The organism is Clostridium fermenticellae (assembly GCF_003600355.1).
Taxonomy (GTDB): domain Bacteria; phylum Bacillota; class Clostridia; order Clostridiales; family Clostridiaceae; genus Clostridium_AV; species Clostridium_AV fermenticellae.
The window spans coordinates 791,319-810,882 of sequence record NZ_CP032416.1 but is presented as its reverse complement, the minus strand read 5'-3'; the positions used below and the strand labels follow the sequence as shown (position 1 = coordinate 810,882).

The 19,564-nt window shown below is 29.2% G+C and carries 21 protein-coding genes; 3 read left to right on the top strand and 18 right to left on the bottom strand.

The window, feature by feature from the left end:
- Positions 1-127 precede the first annotated feature (127 nt).
- Positions 128-595, top strand: a complete 468-nt coding sequence (gene greA / locus D4Z93_RS04035; RefSeq protein ID WP_119970605.1) for a transcription elongation factor GreA — start codon at positions 128-130, stop codon at positions 593-595.
- Positions 596-673: 78 nt separating this feature from the next.
- Here the strand turns inward: greA and D4Z93_RS04030 are convergent, their stop codons facing one another.
- From D4Z93_RS04030 to D4Z93_RS03995, 8 genes are all read right to left on the bottom strand, one after another.
- Positions 674-1,357, bottom strand: a complete 684-nt coding sequence (locus tag D4Z93_RS04030; RefSeq protein ID WP_119970603.1) for a TetR/AcrR family transcriptional regulator — start codon at positions 1,355-1,357, stop codon at positions 674-676.
- 150 nt (positions 1,358-1,507) lie between these two features.
- Complete coding sequence (locus D4Z93_RS04025) at positions 1,508-1,705, bottom strand: DUF1858 domain-containing protein (protein ID WP_119970601.1); 198 nt, start codon at positions 1,703-1,705, stop codon at positions 1,508-1,510.
- A 122-nt stretch (positions 1,706-1,827) separates the two neighbouring features.
- Positions 1,828-2,376 (bottom strand): bifunctional adenosylcobinamide kinase/adenosylcobinamide-phosphate guanylyltransferase, encoded by a 549-nt coding sequence (cobU, locus tag D4Z93_RS04020; RefSeq protein WP_119970599.1) that lies wholly within the window; start codon positions 2,374-2,376, stop codon positions 1,828-1,830.
- A 20-nt stretch (positions 2,377-2,396) separates the two neighbouring features.
- Positions 2,397-3,146 (bottom strand): adenosylcobinamide-GDP ribazoletransferase, encoded by a 750-nt coding sequence (gene cobS / locus D4Z93_RS04015; protein ID WP_119970597.1) that lies wholly within the window; start codon positions 3,144-3,146, stop codon positions 2,397-2,399.
- Between the two features lie 47 nt (positions 3,147-3,193).
- Positions 3,194-3,778, bottom strand: coding sequence for an alpha-ribazole phosphatase (cobC, locus tag D4Z93_RS04010; RefSeq protein WP_119970595.1), 585 nt, complete (start codon positions 3,776-3,778; stop codon positions 3,194-3,196).
- Between the two features lie 152 nt (positions 3,779-3,930).
- Complete coding sequence (locus D4Z93_RS04005) at positions 3,931-4,476, bottom strand: NADH peroxidase (RefSeq protein WP_119970593.1); 546 nt, start codon at positions 4,474-4,476, stop codon at positions 3,931-3,933.
- A gap of 616 nt (positions 4,477-5,092) precedes the next feature.
- The gene (locus D4Z93_RS04000; protein ID WP_119970591.1) at positions 5,093-6,496 is read right to left on the bottom strand and encodes an amino acid permease; all 1,404 of its coding nucleotides are present in this window, start codon (positions 6,494-6,496) and stop codon (positions 5,093-5,095) included.
- Between the two features lie 75 nt (positions 6,497-6,571).
- Positions 6,572-7,918, bottom strand: a complete 1,347-nt coding sequence (locus tag D4Z93_RS03995; RefSeq protein WP_119970589.1) for an aspartate aminotransferase family protein — start codon at positions 7,916-7,918, stop codon at positions 6,572-6,574.
- A gap of 153 nt (positions 7,919-8,071) precedes the next feature.
- Between D4Z93_RS03995 and perR the strand changes: the two genes are divergently transcribed.
- Positions 8,072-8,497 carry a transcriptional regulator PerR gene (perR, locus tag D4Z93_RS03990; protein ID WP_119970587.1) on the top strand — a complete coding sequence of 142 codons (426 nt, stop codon included), beginning with the start codon at positions 8,072-8,074 and terminating at the stop codon, positions 8,495-8,497.
- A gap of 43 nt (positions 8,498-8,540) precedes the next feature.
- On the opposite strand, the gene D4Z93_RS03985 is transcribed toward perR, so the two are convergent.
- Positions 8,541-9,770, bottom strand: coding sequence for an ABC transporter substrate-binding protein (locus D4Z93_RS03985; protein WP_243105977.1), 1,230 nt, complete (start codon positions 9,768-9,770; stop codon positions 8,541-8,543).
- Positions 9,771-9,899: 129 nt separating this feature from the next.
- Here D4Z93_RS03985 and D4Z93_RS03980 point away from each other — a divergent pair, with 129 nt between their 5' ends.
- Entirely contained in the window at positions 9,900-10,835 is a 936-nt protein-coding gene (locus D4Z93_RS03980) for an FG-GAP repeat domain-containing protein (RefSeq protein WP_119970585.1), read from the top strand.
- 160 nt (positions 10,836-10,995) lie between these two features.
- Here the strand turns inward: D4Z93_RS03980 and D4Z93_RS03975 are convergent, their stop codons facing one another.
- The 9 genes from D4Z93_RS03975 to lonB form a co-directional block, all read right to left on the bottom strand.
- Positions 10,996-11,949 (bottom strand): helix-turn-helix transcriptional regulator, encoded by a 954-nt coding sequence (locus tag D4Z93_RS03975; protein WP_119970583.1) that lies wholly within the window; start codon positions 11,947-11,949, stop codon positions 10,996-10,998.
- A 154-nt stretch (positions 11,950-12,103) separates the two neighbouring features.
- On the bottom strand, positions 12,104-12,232 hold the full coding sequence (locus D4Z93_RS13600) for a hypothetical protein (RefSeq protein ID WP_279220954.1): 129 nt from the start codon (positions 12,230-12,232) through the stop codon (positions 12,104-12,106).
- 54 nt (positions 12,233-12,286) lie between these two features.
- On the bottom strand, positions 12,287-12,625 hold the full coding sequence (locus D4Z93_RS03970) for a hypothetical protein (RefSeq protein WP_119970581.1): 339 nt from the start codon (positions 12,623-12,625) through the stop codon (positions 12,287-12,289).
- A gap of 77 nt (positions 12,626-12,702) precedes the next feature.
- A complete protein-coding gene (locus D4Z93_RS13180; protein WP_162920254.1) occupies positions 12,703-12,864 on the bottom strand; it encodes a hypothetical protein in 162 nt (53 codons plus the stop codon).
- Positions 12,865-13,092: 228 nt separating this feature from the next.
- Positions 13,093-13,671 (bottom strand): hypothetical protein, encoded by a 579-nt coding sequence (locus tag D4Z93_RS03965; protein WP_119970580.1) that lies wholly within the window; start codon positions 13,669-13,671, stop codon positions 13,093-13,095.
- 127 nt (positions 13,672-13,798) lie between these two features.
- Positions 13,799-14,578, bottom strand: a complete 780-nt coding sequence (locus D4Z93_RS03960; protein WP_119970578.1) for a CPBP family intramembrane glutamic endopeptidase — start codon at positions 14,576-14,578, stop codon at positions 13,799-13,801.
- 22 nt (positions 14,579-14,600) lie between these two features.
- Positions 14,601-15,194 carry a ribosome biogenesis GTP-binding protein YihA/YsxC gene (gene yihA, locus D4Z93_RS03955; RefSeq protein ID WP_119970576.1) on the bottom strand — a complete coding sequence of 198 codons (594 nt, stop codon included), beginning with the start codon at positions 15,192-15,194 and terminating at the stop codon, positions 14,601-14,603.
- A 14-nt stretch (positions 15,195-15,208) separates the two neighbouring features.
- Positions 15,209-17,530 carry an endopeptidase La gene (gene lon, locus D4Z93_RS03950; protein WP_119974218.1) on the bottom strand — a complete coding sequence of 774 codons (2,322 nt, stop codon included), beginning with the start codon at positions 17,528-17,530 and terminating at the stop codon, positions 15,209-15,211.
- 184 nt (positions 17,531-17,714) lie between these two features.
- Complete coding sequence (gene lonB, locus D4Z93_RS03945; protein WP_119970574.1) at positions 17,715-19,406, bottom strand: ATP-dependent protease LonB; 1,692 nt, start codon at positions 19,404-19,406, stop codon at positions 17,715-17,717.
- Positions 19,407-19,564 lie beyond the last annotated feature (158 nt).

The window sequence follows — 19,564 nt, the reverse complement described above, 5'->3', positions numbered from 1 at the left end:
TATTATAATAATAGAGTAATATTATTTAATTTTGAAGTCAATTATATGATTAATTTTAATCAAAATAAAAATAGTTTAATCATATAGTTTTCTTTATATAATAAAATTTAAAATAGTAGGTGATTGTATGCGTAATTTAATTTTAACCGAATCTGGTAAGAAAAAACTAGAAGACGAATTAGAATACTTAAAAACCGTAAAAAGAGTAGAAATTAAAGCCGCCTTAAAATCTGCACGTGCACAGGGTGATTTAAGTGAAAACGCTGACTATAGCGCAGCAAAAGATGACCAATCAATGACAGAAACTAGAATTTTAGAATTAGAACAACAATTGAAAACAGCAGTAATTATCGAAGATACTGATGAAGCTGATGTTTTTGGCATAAACAAAACTGCACTTATAAAATTCTATGATGTTGATGATGAAGAGAAAGTAACTCTTGTAAGTTCAGTAGAAGCTGATGCTAAAAACATGAGAATAAGTATTGATTCTCCATTAGGTAAAGCCCTTTATAAATCAAAAGTCGGAGAAAAATCTACTGTAGAATCACCTGATGGTGATTATGAAGTAGAAGTTATAAAATTAATAGATTAACCTAAAATATATACCAGCAGTTGAATATAATAAAAAACAGCAATTGCTGTTTTTCTCTGTTGATATTAAAATCTATATTTAATTTTCTTTTTTGTCATTACATAGTATACCATTTAGAAATAAATCAGCAATTTCTGTTGGATCTTTGCTTTTATCTTCATTTGCGAAGTATTGAGGTGAAAAGTTGCTTAAAACAACATACCCCAATAACAAACTTATTAGAGTTCTCGTTATAATTTTGGGATCCTTTTCTTTAAAAATATTATTTTCTATATTCTTTTCCACAAACTCATTTAAAAATGCTGAAATATTTGGTATGACATAATCCTGCATTTCTTTTAAAAGTTCTTCATGATAAATGGATTCCACACATATAGTTTTTATTAATTGTAAATTTTCATCTACAAGCTTTAATCTTTCATCTATCATATTTTCGAGTACTTCTTTTACAGATTTTTGTTTTTCTTGCTCGATTATATTTTCAATCGATTCTGACATTAAGGGTCTAAAAAAATTAATAATTAAAAGAGTTGATAAATTTATAAGTAAATCTTTTTTACTCTTATAATATCTAAAAATAGTTCCCTCAGCTACACCTGCTTCCTTAGCTATCTCACTTGTCCTACTTCCCTCAAAACCTTTTTCAGAAAAAACCTTTATAGCAGCCCTTAATATATCTTCTTGTCTTTTAGTCATTTCTTTAGGCATAGAATACTTAAAGTCGAACAAATTTTCCATAGTATCTCTATAATTATTTTCCATATTGCCCTACTATCCCCTTTTTAAATAAATCATATAACTATGAGTGACTGCTCACTTATATAAGATATATTATATTATAAAAATGTTAATGTCAATTATAAAACAAACAAAAAAGGCTATAGCAATATAACAAACTATAGCCTACAATTTCTATGCTTCTACTGAGTTCAAAGCTTTTAATAGATTATCAATATCTATGCCGTGAACTTGTGCTGCCTCTTCCAGTGTTTCAGCCTGAGCTGAAGGACAACCTACACATCCCATTCCAAACATCATTAAAGTTTCAGCATTTTTAACATTCATTTTAACAACTTCGCCAATTGTCATATCTTTATTTATTTTTTCCATATTTATACCTCTTTTCCTGTTTCATTTATAGTATATTAAGTATACTATAAATTATATTATCTCATATTTTGATTTTTTACAAATAAAAATATAAGATTTTTATAATATATTTTTACCATAGATCACTTCAATTTAAGTGGTATACCACATGAAACCATATATACCTCATCACTTACCTGTCCCAAAAATTGATTAATGCGTCCCAAAATATCAGAAAAAATCCTTCCCATCCTATATTCTGGAACTATCCCACAACCTACTTCATTTGTTATTATTATAAGATTCCTATTTTCATTCCTAATTATCTTAATTAGCTTATCTATTTCCAGGTTGATTTTCTTTTCTAGAGAATCTATTTCACTCACACTCATATTCTCAAAATCACAATTTTCATCAAGCATCAAATCTGTAATCATAGTTCCTACACATTCAAACATAATATATTTCTCATTATAATCTCTCAAAACAATATCAAAATTTTTATGTCCTTCATATGTAGTCCATTTACAATTTCGACGATTCCTATGAATTTCAACTCTTCTTTTCATTTCAAGATCAGTAACAACCGCTGTCGCAATATAAAGAACATCATCTTTATCTTTTAAAAGCTTCTCTGCAAAACCACTCTTTCCACTTCTACTTCCCCCTGTAATTAAAACCACATTTCCCATTACATCAATTCTTCCTCTCTTTACTTCATAATTATTGCTATTAACATTAAGCTAAATATTTCATTTAACTCGTTACTAGCACCTAAAGTATCTCCAGTAAGTCCTCCTATTTTTATATCACAAAATAAATTAAAAATAACTGTAAAAATTGCACCTGAAAATACAAGCATCAACACATACTTAGGATTCATAACAAGTGACAAAATTACACTAGTTATTAAAAATGCTATAAAAAACTGAAGTTTACCAACATTTGATATAAAAAGGTTTCCTGTACCACTGCTTTTAGCTGTTTTTCCAATACATGCTATAAATACGGTACATAATCTGGCAATCATCGGAGAAGCTATAATTGCTATAGGAAATTTAGGCACTATAAAATATAAAAGGGTATACTTAAGAAGTATATCTATTATCAAACTTATACACGAATACGTTCCTATTCTGCTGTCCTTCATAATATCTATTGCCTTCTTATCCTCCTTAAAGGCAAAAAAGCCATCACATGTATCACCTAGTCCATCTAAATGAAATCCACCTGTTATAAAAATTCCAATAGTTACAATCAAAACAATCGTAACATTCAAGGGTAGTATCATCACAAGTCCTTTATATGCAAAAAACTGTACTGTACCAATAATAAGTCCTATTAAAGGCATAAATGCCGCTCCTCTTTTAAAATCACTTAATTCGCATGGCAAATTAAATTTTACCGGAATCTTAGTAAGAAACTGTACCATTAATAAAAAATTCAAAAAAATTCTCTTCATATACCTATTAATTTCCTCCAAACGAAATATTTATCCTTAAAACATAATTATACATGCATTATAGTATCTATATAGAGATTATCGTATTCATATTTTATAATTGATATATCACCATTTAAAGAGTTGAACTTCCAAAAAAAATCAATACTGTTTAAAACATAACAGTATACAGATCGTATTATGCCACCATGACAAACTATAAGTACGTTATCTTCATTTAATTTTAATATATCATCCATAAAGCTACTAACTCTGCTATAAGTTTGAATACAACTTTCCCCACCTAATGGCGGTGTATTTTTCCAATCACTATTCCATGCTTCAAATTCGTTCTTAAACAACTTACTGAGTTCTTTATAATTTTTACCCTCAAACTTTCCAAAATCAGTTTCATTCAATCTCTTGTCAACAATTGTATTAATTTTTTTGTCTTTCAATATTATATCAGCAGTTTGGACAGTCCTACTTCTTTCACTTACATAGAGCTTTTTAAAATCTACGTCACTTAGTATTTCTGATGCTTTTTCAGCTTGAGACTGTCCAACTTTTGTTATTGGAACATCTAAACTACCATAATAACATCCTAATTTATTATATATAGTCTGTCCATGTCTTACAAAATATAAATTCATATCATATTCCATCTCCATTAATTAACGAAATGATATATCTAAAACTATTACTTGTAATTATATAGTAAACCCAAGCAAATTACAAAATCAAATAGAACCATCTTAAAATATTATCTTAAGATGGTTCTAAAAAATTAATTTTTATGAAATTTTTATTTAAAATATCTATTTAATAATCCTCTAAATGCAGCACCATGTCTTGCTTCATCCTTGCACATTTCATGAACTGTATCATGTATTGCATCATAATTTAACTTCTTTGCCAATACTGCTAAATCCTTTTTACCCTTGCAGGCACCATATTCTGCTTCAATTCTTACTTCTAGATTCTTCTTTGTGTCAGGTGCTACTACCTCTCCCAGCATTTCTGCAAATTTAGATGCATGCTCTGCCTCTTCAAATGCTATTCTCTTATATGCTTCTGCCACTTCTGGATATCCTTCTCTGTCTGCCTGACGGCTCATTGCAAGATACATTCCAACTTCAGTACATTCTCCTGTAAAGTTAGCTCTTAATCCTTCTATTACTTCTTTATCCACTCCCTGTGCTACACCTATCTTATGCTCATCTGCCCATGCCATTTCGCCATCTACTTTTTCAGTAAATTTATCTTTTCCTGCTCCACATTGAGGACACTTCTCTGGTGCCTCTTCTCCTTCATAAACATATCCACATACTGAACAAACAAATTTTTTCATATTAATATTCCTCCCAAATCATTTATGATCTTAATTTATTTTTTAATATTTATTTTTATTTAATAATTATTATTTATTATGTTTTTAGTTTACTACTTTAAGTATTATTTGTCAATATATTTTTAAAAAATTATAAAAAAATTGTTTTAAAAATTAGTAATCTTTAAAACAATTTTTTTATAATTAATCTATAATCTTATATTATACTTTCCTATAGCACAAAATATAGTACTATATAAATAAAAACTCATTTCTACATTCAACAATTAAATCAATAATACATTAAATAAGGAATACACTACAGAATAAATTAAAAATTATCTAGTGGTATATTCCTTATTTAGAGAAACGAACTAAAGTAAATTTATTGTTAATTATTTAACATATATAATTTTATCATATATAGTATAAAAATCAAGTACAGTTGATATAAATTTCAAATTTTCACAATATAGAAAAAAATATATACTTAAAATGATAAAATAGCATTATTAATTATTATTTAAATACAATTTATCATTACATTATCGGTAATAATTATCTATATACAATCTTTATATTAACCATTTTCAAAAATCTTTCTAAATAAAGATAGAAATTTGATTAAAAAAATGTATTATTTTTTACTTTCTCCTTTAATAACATTTTTTTTATTAATGGAAAATATATAAATTATGATAATAAATGCAAACCAAAATGGTGCTGCATAAATAATAGGTCTTGTACCTGGATTAATAGCCATTATAATTAATACTAAAGCAATAAATCCAAATACTATATATGACGAATATGGCCACCATGGCATTTTAAAAGCTATGCGTTCATTATTCTTCATTTTAGCACGCCTGAATTTAATTTGAACATAAATAATAGTTGCCCATGATGTCAAACCTGCAACAACAGCTAATCCGGTAACAAACCCAAATACTTTTTCTGGAACAAAATAATTAGCAACAACCGCAAGCATAACTACTGAAGAAATAAGAATAATTGATGCATAAGGTGTTTTGGTTTTTTTAGTAATTGAACTCAAAAACTTCGGTGCATTACCTTGCAGAGAAAGATTAAACACCATTCTTGATCCAACATAAATACAACTATTCATCCCGGATAATGCAGCCGTAATCACTACAAAATTAATTATTCCTGCAGCTGAATGAATACCTACTTGTAAAAATACAGCTACAAAAGGACTTCCTTTAAATGTTGCTGCACCATTCCAAGGAAACAGTGACACCACAATAAAAATTGCACCAACATAAAAAATTAATATTCTTAATGCTACATTATTAATCGCTTTTGGAAATGATTTCTCTACATCTTCAGATTCTCCTGCTGTTGTACCAATCATTTCTACACCTAAAAATGAAAATGTTGCCATAACTAATCCCAGCAAAATACCAGAAAATCCATTAGGAGCAAAACCACCATGTGCCGTTAAATTAGTCAATCCAACAGGAATTCCTTTATGTCCAACACCAAAAAAAATAATAAGAATTCCAAAAGCAATCATTGCCAATATTGTAACTACCTTAATCGCTGCAAACCAAAATTCAAATTCACCAAATGATTTTACTGAAGTAAGGTTAACTATTGTCAATATTAATAAGCATATAAAACCTGTTAACCAAGCTGGCAGCTGTGGATACCAAAAATTCATATAAATACCGGATGCAGTTACTTCCCCCATAGCTGCTAACACTAGCATAAGCCAATATGTCCATCCAGATAAATAGCCTAAAAATTTTCCCGAATATTTATATGCAAATGCACTAAACGATCCAGATACTGGCTCTGCTACACTCATCTCTCCTAAAGCTCGCATAGTTAAAAATACTATACATCCGGCAATTAAAAATGATACTAAAACGGCTGGACCAGCTGCAGAAATTGAATCCTTGCTCCCATAAAAAAGTCCAGTTCCTATTGTTCCCCCTATAGCAATCATTTGAATATGTCTATTTTTTAGACCTCTCTCCAATGATTCTTTTTCATAAGTTACTTTATTTTCTGAAGCCATACATTTTCCTACCCTTCTCACTTTATTTTACGGTCAATCTAGAAAGTATAAAATCTTCTTTTAAGTTTACTTTTATTACCACCCTTTTATTGTATTCAATACCTCATCAGGTATATTCCCCTGCAGATAATCTTCAATAGAGGACTTTATAATTTCCAAGGCCTTAAACATTTCATCCTTCGTAATAATTAGAGGTGGTTGAATTCTAAGTACATTTCCATTTAGGCATATTAGAATAACTCCCTTTTCATAACACCTGTAACATATTTTCAAAGCACCTTTTATATTTTTTTCTTTGCTGATTTTATCTTTAACTAATTCCACTCCTATGGATAATCCAACTCCTCTTACATCTCCTATAATAGAACATTCGTCTTTCAGATTATTCAGATAGTTTTTCGCAAAATTCCCTACTTCATTAACATGTTTTAAAAATCCATCTTCAGAAATTATATTTATAGTACTAACAGCAGAGGAACAACATACAGGATTAGCAGCTGTTGTAAATATATGAGCAGGAGGATCAAGACTCTGCATTATCTCTTCTCTTCCTACAATAGCACTCAACGGCAGTCCGCCACCCATGGATTTCCCAAGAATAACCGCATCCGGAATCAAATCAAAATTTTCAATACCAAACCATTTTCCTGTACGGCCAAACCCCTGCTGGACTTCTTCACTTATAAACAAAATCCCATTTTCAGCACAAAGTTCATAGAGTTTCTTCATATATCTTTTTGGAGGGATTATAAGCCCAGCATCTCCTTGAATAGGCTCAATTATAACTGCTGCCACTTCATCGGAAGGCAAATAGCTGTCAAATGCAATCTGGATCTGGTTTAAGCATTCTAGATTACAGCACCCTTCTTTTTTACCGTAATTACATCTATAACAGTTAGGATAAGAAAAACTATAAATTCCGGGTAAAAAAGGTCCTAGTTTTCTCTTCATCTTGGTTGTAATTGCAGACATGGACATAGATCCATAGGTAACACCATGATAAGCTCCAATAAAACTAATTATTGAACTTTTCCCGGTATAAGCCCTAGCAAATTTAACTGCTCCGTCATTAGCATCTGAACCCGAAAGCCCAAAAGCAACTCTTTTAGGAAATTCTCCGGGTGTAATTTTTACAAGTTTTTCTGCCAAATCAATCATAGGTTTGTTATAAAGGTAGCCAGGAGTATAGTGAACATATTTGTTCACCTGTTCAATTATAGATTTTTTAACCTTCTCATTAGCTCCCCCTACATTTATTGAACCGGCACTGGAGAGCAGGTCTATATATTCATTCCCGTCTATATCCTTTACAATAGATCCTTTTATGCTTTCCACTACTAATGGAAAATATGGAATTCTACAGGCCCTAGAAATAACTCTGCTGTCCCTTTCAACTTCTTTGATACACTTATCTATTTTCATGATTCATAACCCCCTTCTATTACACTTTATTCCTACCCATCCACATATATTCTTTTATCAAATCATAAATAATAATTATCTACATAAAACCTTTGTTGACAAATAATCATTTTTGTTATACACTATAACTAATTAAAAATAAGGGTGGTGTTTATGAATAATTTAACTACTATTTTTAGAGAGAAAAAATTAAAACTTACTCCTCAACGTATTGCTGTCTATAAATATTTAATCTCGACAAAGAAACATCCATCTGCTGAAATAATATATAAAGCCCTTCAGGAAGATTATCCTACAATGAGTCTTGCAACTGTATACAAAACATTAAAAACATTAACAGATGTTAAGTTAATTCAAGAAATCAATGTAGGTGAGGGCAATTTCAGATATGATGCAAATATAATACCTCATCCCCATATAAAATGTATAGAATGCTCCAGGGTGGATGATATTGAAGGAATTTCATTTTCTCATTTAAACAATGAAATTAAAGATCTGACAGATTATAATATTATTGGAAACAAAGTATACTTCTATGGTATTTGTAAATCATGTCAAGATAAACTTAGCAGTCATTAGCTAAAAAGACTGTCTTTACAGTTCAAAAGACAGTCTCTTTTAGCTACTTATATGTTTCATTTAGTATTTCATCCCACAAATCACCTGATGTCCTTCCTTCTAAGACTTCCTCTAATTTACTCGATATATTCAATTTCAATTTCTCAGGTATATTATACGTATAAGGAATATTATTCTCATTACTCTTTGATAATTGATCCACTATATTCTTATTTATCCCATACTTAAATATCTTATTTACATTCTTGTTACTAGTCACATACCCATTATTTGATAATTTCTTATATAATTTATCGCTCACAATAAATTTGGCAAATTTACTTATCTGCTCTCTGTTTTTAGTATTTACAGACATGCATAATATAGAGTTGCAGGATACAGGCACACTCATTTTAGATAATGCATTACCTGAATATTCCATAATTGAAATGTTGTTATTTTTCGCAAGTTCTTTTGTATAATATGAAGACGTTATCAAAACTGGTATGTCACCTTTATTAAACTTTTTTATACTACTTTCATTTCCAATCTCAAAGGTGTTTTTATTTAATACTCCCTGTTTGACTAACTCTTGAATATTATCAAATGCAGTTTTCATTTCTGGTAAATTTCTATATGCTTCCAAATTGTTGTAGCTATCTTCAATCCTTTTCATACTTATCTCATTATTTACCATTATAGATAATACTGTGCTATTTATATCAATATTATCATCTAAAACTACCGGTATTCTTAAAGACATTTGATTTAAACTTTTTAATAGTTCTTTAAAATTGTCAATATTGTCAGGTGCCTTTAATTTAAAAGAATTGATGGCATCCTTATTGTACAATACTTCAAGAGTATATGGCATTATTGGAATACCATAATATTTGTCCTTAAATCTTCCGTATGCATTTACAACCGTATAATATTTATCATTAATTTTATTTTCTTCATAAAAGCCACCTATATCATTTAATAATCCCTTATTGACTATATTTATCATATCATTTCTAGAAATACATATTAAATCAATATCCTGTGACTTGCCTAATTGATTTTCTATTTTATCACCTATAATATTATTTGCTGTAACTTTAACTTCAGGATTATCCTTTTTATATTCATCTATAATATATTTTAATATATTTTGTGTTTTTACATCTTTTGTATCAATATATATATTGAGTTTTTTTTCATCTTTTGAAGCATCATAATTTTTACATCCATTAATACTAAATGAAAATACTATACATAAAATAAATATCAAAAGCTTTTTTATATGATTCAAATACTCCCCTCCTCTTATATTTCAACTAAAATATTTACAATTTTATAATAAAAAAATTATTCTAAATTTATTCTTTACATATTAATTAAATATATAATCCATTCATATAATTAATTGGAGGTGAAATACATGAAACTAAGGATATTATTTCTAAGGAAAAAATATATTTATATTTTTTTAATTATATTTATACTTTTGATATTTCTACTTGTACTATTCATAAAAAATGATTCTACTCAAACCTTTAACGATGTATCGCAAACAAAGACAATAAAAAGCGATTTTGACGGTGATGGCTATAAGGATAATTTAAATCTAAAAAAGAATTCAAATAAATATTATTTAGACATAAGTACAAAAAACAAGACATATAATCTTACTTCTAATTTTAGTAAAAGTATATCTGATGTATGTAATTATTGGCCTGTACACATAACTTTTATGGATATATCGCGCGATAAAATTCCTGAAATATTTGTTCAAGGCTCCGTAAAAGACAAGCCGGTTCAATATGTTTTTTCATGGATTGATAGTAAATTTGAAAATGTATTTTCAAACTCAAGTAACATATTGGGTTTTATTGATTGTAAAAATAATAAAACCCCTAAAGTAATATCAGGTAAATTCTCTAATAATACTATATATACTTACAACTATATATTTCTAAATTACAAATTTAAAAACTATAATTATGAAAATAGTCAAACATTTATGGGAAAAGACAGCATATGTGGCTTTATAAATCTTATACAAACCTTGCCACAAAGCAAAGATTATATCCCAAAAGATATATTTAGTGCAAATATAATAAATAAAGAATTTGACTTATTATCAAACATGTCATCTCAAAATAACACTTATACATTTCAAGATGCAGTATTTGAAGAAACAAAATGTACAGACAAAGGGGATCCTTCTGAAATATTATGGAAATTAAATTTTAGAGGTATTTCAAATGAGGATAAGACTTCCAAAAAAAACTACACTATAAATATAACTCTAGTACCTGATCAAAACAGCACTGAGAAATATTACTTTAAAATTTCATCAATGTCATTAATATGATTTATTATAAAATAAAAGGGACCGTTTAACGGTCCCAAGGGGGATGGGGGGTTATTAGCATCAATTTTTAAAATTTGATGCTCTAGGAGAATATATCTCCAAATCACATTTATTATATTATCCCAATATGTATATTTTATTCATATGTAGTAAAACTTTTTTAGTATTTAATATACAATTCTCTTAATTCCTCCTTTACTTCCTCTCTCAATTTTTTAGGTTCAATAACCTCAGCATACTTTCCAAAACTAAGTATCCATGATTTCACATCTCTTATATCATCTAAGTACATATCGAGTACAACTGATCCATCTTCTAAATCTGTTATATTTTGATCTATATGCCATCTTCCATTTCTTATAAAATCTGAAATATGACTGCAAAACCTTATACTCACTTTTATTTTTTCACCATTGAAGGCTGCCCAAAGGTCATCTAAATAATCTTTTAGAAAAAAGTCATGTGGTTTTATATATATTTCATTTAATGTTTTCAAACTCTGTATTCTACTTACCTTTAAAATTTCTATACGACCTGTCATATGACAATATCCAATCAAATACCATGATCCCATTCTAAATATTAGATCATATGGATCAATTTTCTTTATAGTCAAATTACTTCTATTAATTGAGAAGTAATTAATACTTAAACTTCTTCCTTTACTTATAGAGTAATTTATTTTAGATATTTTGTAATCCAAATTTTCAAGATTTCCAGTTTGCTCAAACCCAAAATGAGAGTTTTTATTAATAATTTTTAGTTTATCATTATTATTTACTTCCAAATTTTTTATCTTTGTTACAGCCATTTTAAGTTCTTTTTCTTTCGTAAAACCATTTTCCTTTGTTAGTATTTCTGATGCCATAAGAAGGGCCTCCAATTCTTCACAACTTAAGTTCGCTGGTTTCATATAAAATTCTTCATCTATACAAAAACCACCATATCGTCCCTTCTTAGTATAAATAGGAATATTTGCTTCATTTAAACTGCTTATGTACCTATATATTGTCTTTTTATCAACACCTAAACTTTCTGCAAGTTCCGATGCTGTTGTAAGACCCTTAAATTGTAAAGTTATTATTACTTCTATTAAATGAGAAATTTTTGACATACACTTTTACCTCCTGTATGTTTTATGTAACCTTTAAATATATCGTAAAATTTCACAAATATTTTAGTAATTTCTTAAATATAATAATATTAACTAATTATTTTTTACAAAAAAAGCGCAGCTCGCGCCACACTTTTAAAAAATTACTATGCACTTAAGCACAAGTTAGAATAGCAGTTACAGCTATGACTGTTGCAATTATTCCATCATTAAACCCTCCATAAAAGATCACACCTAGTGCTAAGATTATAGTCAAGGCAATTAAATTTGTGTAACTCGTCATTTATACTCCCCCTTCTTAAGGCCTTGGGTTTTTCATCTCTACATATGTTTTATTTTAACTCCTGTTTCTTTTTATGAGTGCATTAACTCTATTAAATGCATTTTTTATTTCATCTTGTTTAGTTTGTTCATCAATATTTTTATCATTAATCTTTCTCGAAAGACTGTTTACTATATCTAAAAATTTAGGGTTTGCTAGCAATTTTGCAAAATCTTGAGCATCTCTTCCGCCCTTATTGCCTGTATAAGCATTAGGCATCCTTCTATTACTAGTATTATTATTGCCTTTATTCATTCCTAATGAAGACATGAGTGAAATAACTTGATTTATGTCTATACCCTTAAGTATATCATTCAATGGATTTCCCCTGCCTCTTTCATGATGTTTAGACATTATGCAACTTACCTCCTTTTATATTAAGGAGAGTCATAATTTTGACTCCCCTTCATTTTTATCTGTTATGGAAAGTTTTATAATGCAAATATAGCCGCTAAAACTATGACCGTTGCAAATATACCATCATTAAATCCTTTGTAGAATACTACACCTAGTCCTAATATTATGGCTAAAGCTATTAAACTTTCACAACTCATGCCCCCACCACAGCAGTAACTACTTCTTCTACAACTCATCTTCTATTCCTCCTAATTTTTCCTACTCATTTTAAATCCGAAATCTTAAGTACATCATCTGATCAGCGTTTTTTCTACATCAAAAAGTTTTTTATAATATATATTATTCATATTCATCCGTTTTGTGCCTGGAATTTAATATATAGTATTTATCCATACTTAGGAGTAAACTTTATCTTTAGTTTATCCATTTTTAATTAACATGTTTAAATTTGAAGATTTTTATGACTAATCGTCATAGTCAACATCTACAACATTATCATCGGATTCCTTATAATCTGCACATTCACATCCATCTGGATCATCGTAGTCATAATTATCACATCTGTCGTCATCATAATTTCTGTCACAATCATCAGGATCTTCATAGTCATCATAACAACCATTATCACGGTCATCATCGTCTTCACAATTGTCATCATTACAATCACATTGGTCATCTCGGTCACAATGGTTATCTCGATCACATGGGCCTTCATTTCCTAAGCATCTATCATTACAATTTCCATCTCTCGTAGAAGAACACAATAAAAATATTAATATGAATATTCCTATCCATATATTGTTACCGTATCCATAACCATATCCACAACCATCTCCATACCCACAACTTCTCCTATAACGTCTATAATATCTTGAACCCTGGCAGCAGTATGTCTGGTAAAAAATAATGAATAAAAAGATTATGCAAATCCAATTATTATTACCAAACCAACCATTATTATCACAACAGCCATCATCGCTATCACAACAATCTTCTCTATTATTCATGTTATTAAACATATTTATAAGTTGATTTATTTCCATGATTTTCCTCCTTAAAAATACTTTCTATTCTCTAATATTTTATTCTACTAACAATTCTTTTGACACATAAATAAAGGAGTGTAGTTCAAATATTATTTTGAACTACACTCCTTTTCCATATATACAATTATATTTTATCAATCAAAAGTGCCATAGTTGTTATAAAATTAAATGTAAAATGATTAAATACTGAATACCAATATCCTTTTTTATCAATTAAATAACAATTAAATATACCTATCCAGACCAATATAGGAAATGATCTTAAGTTAAAATGGGCAAATCCAAATATTAAACTGCTTATTAATGCAGACAAATATATACCCATTCTATTTTTAAATATCTTTTCAAAAAACAGCCACCTAAATACAAATTCTTCAACTACAGGAGCAAATATTATCATAACAGGAATTATAATTATAAATCTCCATAGCTGCATACTGCTCATCCACGAAACTACTTCCTGTCCCTCTAATTTAACATTTAACCTTGAAAGCAGTATAGTTTCAACAATAGATATAAGTAATGAAACAGTATAAGAAATCGCCGATAATTTTAAAGCAGAAAATATACTAAAGTTTCTTCCATTAAATTTGAATCTATTGTAATCAAATTTTAATACACTGTTTATATCTCTTCCAAATTTCGTTTTATTATAAGTATTATCAATTTTATTATCCAGATAAGATGTACCTGCAGATTTAATAAACTTTATATCAAATATAATAAGTATAAAAGGCAGTAAATTTTGCGTAAATATAGATCCACCCAAATAAATCAGTGTAATTATAATTAATACAATTATATTTTTATGTTTTTCTCTCCAAAACTTTGCAAAAACAAGTAAAGGTGGAATATATGCTAATAAAAATACAATTATATCTTTTATAGTATCTAATCTTATCAATACAATATCTCCCTATTTCTAATTAATTTTGACAATCTACAATTTGATCAAATAAATCTAAAAGTTCCTCTTTTCCGTATTTTTTTAATGACGAAAAAGTAAATATTTTATCTTCTTTGCCTAAATTCAAAGTTTCCCTTATAATTTTTAAATTTTTTACAAGCTCACTTTTCTTTAATTTGTCAATTTTAGTCGCAACTATAGTATATTGATATCCATAATATCTTATCCAATTATACATGATTACATCATCCTGTGTTGGTTTATGTCTACAATCTACAAGTAATATTATCATTCCCAACTGCCTTCTATTGCTTAAATATGTTTCTATTACTTTTCCCCAACTTTGTTTTTCAAATTTAGAAACTTTTGCATATCCGTATCCTGGCAAATCAACAAAATAAAATTGATTATTCACTATAAAAAAATTAACAAGCCTGGTTTTTCCGGGAGTACTGCTTACTTTAACTAACTTACGTCGATTCACTAAAGTATTTATCAACGATGATTTACCGACATTTGATCTTCCAACAAATGCTATCTCTGTCCTATTATCCTTTGGATATTGATCAGAAGATACTGCTGATGTTACAAATTCTGCCTGCTTTATTTCCATACAAAAATCACCTACTAATCCTTAACTAAAGCATTATCCAATACATTATCTATATTATCTGCTAATATATATTTTACTTTATTCTTCACTGTATTTGGTATTTCTTTTAAATCTTTTTCATTCTCCCTAGGTATAATTATAGTATCAATACCCGCCCTATAAGCTGCCAAACTCTTCTCCTTAAGACCACCTATAGGAAGTACTCGTCCAGTTAATGTTATCTCACCTGTCATTGCTACATTATGTTTAACCCTCCTATTACTTAATGCAGAAATCATAGCTGTTATCATAGTAACTCCTGCTGACGGTCCATCCTTAGGAACTGCCCCTTCAGGTACATGTATATGAATATCTTTCTCCTTATAGAACTTACCTTGTATATTATATTTACCAGCATTAGATCTAACATAGCTATATCCTGCCTTTGCAGATTCCTTCATTACATCTCCAAGTTTGCCAGTTAACTCTAATTTTCCAGTCCCGGGCATAACACTCACTTCTACTGGTAATGTATCTCCACCATACCCAGTCCAAGCCATTCCTGTTACTACACCAATCTTATCTTTCTTATCAGCTTTATCATAACTAAATATTTCTGGGCCTAAATATCTCTTAACCTTGGTTATAGTTATTTGAATATTTTTTTTATCCTTTTCAAGCATCTCCGTTATAGATTTTCTTATAACAGCTGCTATCTTTCTTTCTAGGCTTCTAACCCCAGATTCTCTAGTATAATTATCAATAATAAAATAAATAGATGAATCTGAAAATTTAATTACATTTTTATCAATTTGGTGTTCCTTAAGCTTTTTTACTATCAGATGATTCTTTGCTATATGAAATTTCTCCTCACCTGTATATCCTGAGACATTTATAATCTCCATCCTATCAAGTAAGGGTCTTGGTATAGTATCCAGACTATTTGCCGTTGTTATAAACAATACATTGGATAAATCAAAATCTAACTCAAGGTAATGATCTCTAAATGTATTATTCTGCTCACCATCTAATACTTCTAAAAGCGCATCTGCAGGGTCACCCCTAAAATCATTGCTCATCTTATCAATTTCATCTAATAAAAATAGCGGATTTTTCGATTTTGCCTGTTTCATGCCATATATAATTCTTCCCGGAATAGCCCCGACATATGTTTTTCTATGTCCTCTTATCTCTGCCTCATCTCTAATTCCTCCAAGTGACATTCTAACAAAATTTCTATTAAGTGCATGAGCTATTGATTTTGCTATTGATGTTTTTCCAACTCCTGGAGGTCCAACAAGACATAATATAGGTCCTTTAAGCGAATTACTAACCTTTTTAACCGCTAAATATTCAATTATCCTATCCTTTACATCTTTAAGCCCATAATGTTCCTTTTCAAGAATTTCTCTAGCTGATTTTATATTTAAATTATCCTTTGTTTGTTTATTCCACGGAAGTGCAAGTACCCAATCAATATAAGTCTTTATAACTCCACCTTCACTAGAGTAACTTCCCGCATTCTTTAGTCTATCTAATTCATATAAAGTTTTTTCTTTAACGGGCTTAGGAAGTTTTGCTTTTGTTATTTTTGTTTTATAATTATTTATTTCCTTTTTATCTTCATCTTCTTCACCTAATTCTTCTTGAATAGCCTTTAACTGCTCTCTTAGATAGTAATCTTTTTGTGCTTTATCTATTTTTTTCTTTACATTTAATCCTATCTTCTTCTCGAGCTTTAAAATATCTACTTCTTTTATCAATATATCCAAAAGTTTTTTTAATCTGCTGACTACATCATAAGTTTCTATAAGTTCCTGTTTTTTATCCTGTTTTAACATAAGATAGGAAGTAACAGTATCAGAAAATCTACCAGGATTATCTATGTCATCCAATGCCATAAATGTCTCTAATGGTATAGTACCTGATAATTTAACATATTCATTAAAAAATTTCTTAATGCTGCGAACAAGTGCCTCAGTCTCATTATTTCTATCACACTCATCATCCTCTAAGACTTCAACTTCACCTTTCAGAAAAGGGTCTGTTTGAATATATTTTTTTAACTTTCCTCTACTTTGCCCTTCAACTAAAACCCTTATTGTATCTCCTGGTAATTTCAAAATTTGCTTTATACTACAAATAGTGCCTATTTTAAAAATATCATTTTGACTTGGTTCCTCAACTTTTGCCTCTTTTTGAGATGGCAAAAATATTTTTTGTTCTTCAAGCATTGCTTGCTCTAAAGCCAATATAGATTTCTCTCTACCAACATCAAAATGTAAAACCATATATGGAAATATTGTAATACCCCTTAGAGGAATTAGAGAAAGACTTTCTATTTTATTATTATTAATGTTATCCACTGTCTTTTCCCCTCACTTTAAAAGATTTAATCTTAATACTGATTAATTGTAAAACATTAAATTCAAAATAATCAATGGTTAGACTAGTATATTATAACTATAAAACACGTTTTTTTCAATTACTACTCAAATCTTTATAAACTATAAACTCACAATTATAGTTTGTAATCAAAATCTATTGAGATTTTACAGATTCTGCAGCAAGAATATCTATATTATTTTTCGAATCTAATGATTGTTTATCCAAAATATCCTTTTGATTATTAAACAATGCAGCCTCTATAACTTCCTCTATATTATTAACAGGTAAAATTCTAATGTCTTTCAAAGCTGAAAAACTATTTTGCCAGTTTTCCTCAGGTATTATTATAGTCTTTGCACCTGCTTTCTTACCAGCCTGAATTTTAGCATTAACTCCTCCTATTGCCTTAACTTTGCCATGTATTGATAATTCTCCTGTCATCGCAATTTCATTATTTATAGGTATTTGTTTTATAGCACTATACACAGCCGCTGCTATACTGATTCCAGCTGATGGTCCATCAACCGGGGCATTCCCAGAAAAATTTACATGTATATCATATTTACTGCAATCTAAGTTAAAAACCTCTTCTATAACAGTTATAACATTTTCAACTGAGCATTGAGCTGTACTTTTTCTAAGTATCTTCCTATTTTGCATATTTATTTCTTCCCTGTCTACAATGCCAGTCACATTTAAACTTCCCCTATGAGAAGCAACTTCAGACGCTGTTGCTTCTATCTCCATAAGTGCACCAATATTAGATCCATATACAGCTAACCCATTTACATAACCAACCATGGGTTGTGAATTTATTTTTCTCTCAATTCTAGGAGAATATCTTCCATTTTCTATAACCCATTCAACATCATCTATACCAATCATAGTTTTATTTTCATTCAAAGCTATACCTGATGCCAATTGTATTAAATTAACTGCATCACGACCATTGCTGCAATATCTTCCTATTATGCCATATGCACTTTTTTCCATAGAGAAATTTATCTTTTTAAGTGAATTTTCAGCTATCATCTCAATCTCTTCCGGAAGTAAATCCCTGAAAAATATTTCCACACACCTTGACCTTAGTGCAGGTGTAATTTCTTCTGGATTTCTAGTTGTAGCTCCAACTAGTCTAAAATCAGCTGGTAACCCATTTTCAAAAATATCTTTAATGTATACAGGAATATTTGTATCCCATGTACTGTAATATGAACTGTCCAAGAAGACCTTTCTATCTTCCAGTACCTTGAGTAACTTATTCATTTCTACAGGATGCAGCTCTCCAATCTCATCTATAAATAATATTCCTCCATGTGCCTTAGTTACTGCTCCTGGTTTAGGCTGGGGAATACCTGCTATACCAAGATAACCTGCTCCTTGATATATAGGATCATGAACAGACCCTATAAGAGGATCTGCAATTCCCCTATCATCAAATCTTATAGTAGTTGCATCTATTTCTATGAATTTAGATTTTTCATTAAATGGAGAATACGGTCTCTGCATTGCATATTTAAGGACCAATCTTGCCGCCGCTGTTTTTCCAATTCCCGGAGGACCATATATTATTACATGCTGAGGATTAGGTCCACAAAGTGCTGCCTTTAAAGCCTTTATCCCCTTTTGCTGTCCTATTATTTCATCAAAAGTCGATGGTCTGCTTTTTTCTGTAAGAGGCTCCGTTAATTTTATATTTCTAAGCTTTTTTAAATTTTCCATCTGAGTCTGACTCTCTTTATTTATAACAACTTTTCGTGAATTCTGACCTTTTAAAGCTGTAAAAAAGTATATTCCCATTACAAAGGTTGCCGCCATTTCAATAATCATTAAAGTATATATCATATTTTAAATTCTACCTCCAAAATCCTATATAATACCTTTTTATTATGCACATATTTTGCTTTTCATATTCTTTCTAATAAAGTTATAATTCAGGAATTTATATAAAATTGAGATAAAATATTATTTTAAATATAAAAATGAACACCAAAATATAAAAT

Bases quoted from the DNA above. Each gene is read 5' to 3' on its own strand.
- greA (WP_119970605.1), top strand. From the start codon at position 128: ATGCGTAATTTAATTTTAACCGAATCTGGTAAGAAAAAACTAGAAGAC.
- D4Z93_RS04030 (WP_119970603.1), bottom strand. From the start codon at position 1,357: ATGGAAAATAATTATAGAGATACTATGGAAAATTTGTTCGACTTTAAG.
- D4Z93_RS04025 (WP_119970601.1), bottom strand. From the start codon at position 1,705: ATGGAAAAAATAAATAAAGATATGACAATTGGCGAAGTTGTTAAAATG.
- cobU (WP_119970599.1), bottom strand. From the start codon at position 2,376: ATGGGAAATGTGGTTTTAATTACAGGGGGAAGTAGAAGTGGAAAGAGT.
- cobS (WP_119970597.1), bottom strand. From the start codon at position 3,146: ATGAAGAGAATTTTTTTGAATTTTTTATTAATGGTACAGTTTCTTACT.
- cobC (WP_119970595.1), bottom strand. From the start codon at position 3,778: ATGAATTTATATTTTGTAAGACATGGACAGACTATATATAATAAATTA.
- D4Z93_RS04005 (WP_119970593.1), bottom strand. From the start codon at position 4,476: ATGAAAAAATTTGTTTGTTCAGTATGTGGATATGTTTATGAAGGAGAA.
- D4Z93_RS04000 (WP_119970591.1), bottom strand. From the start codon at position 6,496: ATGGCTTCAGAAAATAAAGTAACTTATGAAAAAGAATCATTGGAGAGA.
- D4Z93_RS03995 (WP_119970589.1), bottom strand. From the start codon at position 7,918: ATGAAAATAGATAAGTGTATCAAAGAAGTTGAAAGGGACAGCAGAGTT.
- perR (WP_119970587.1), top strand. From the start codon at position 8,072: ATGAATAATTTAACTACTATTTTTAGAGAGAAAAAATTAAAACTTACT.
- D4Z93_RS03980 (WP_119970585.1), top strand. From the start codon at position 9,900: ATGAAACTAAGGATATTATTTCTAAGGAAAAAATATATTTATATTTTT.
- D4Z93_RS03975 (WP_119970583.1), bottom strand. From the start codon at position 11,949: ATGTCAAAAATTTCTCATTTAATAGAAGTAATAATAACTTTACAATTT.
- D4Z93_RS13600 (WP_279220954.1), bottom strand. From the start codon at position 12,232: ATGACGAGTTACACAAATTTAATTGCCTTGACTATAATCTTAGCACTA.
- D4Z93_RS03970 (WP_119970581.1), bottom strand. From the start codon at position 12,625: ATGTCTAAACATCATGAAAGAGGCAGGGGAAATCCATTGAATGATATA.
- D4Z93_RS13180 (WP_162920254.1), bottom strand. From the start codon at position 12,864: ATGAGTTGTAGAAGAAGTAGTTACTGCTGTGGTGGGGGCATGAGTTGT.
- D4Z93_RS03965 (WP_119970580.1), bottom strand. From the start codon at position 13,671: ATGGAAATAAATCAACTTATAAATATGTTTAATAACATGAATAATAGA.
- yihA (WP_119970576.1), bottom strand. From the start codon at position 15,194: ATGGAAATAAAGCAGGCAGAATTTGTAACATCAGCAGTATCTTCTGAT.
- lonB (WP_119970574.1), bottom strand. From the start codon at position 19,406: ATGATATATACTTTAATGATTATTGAAATGGCGGCAACCTTTGTAATG.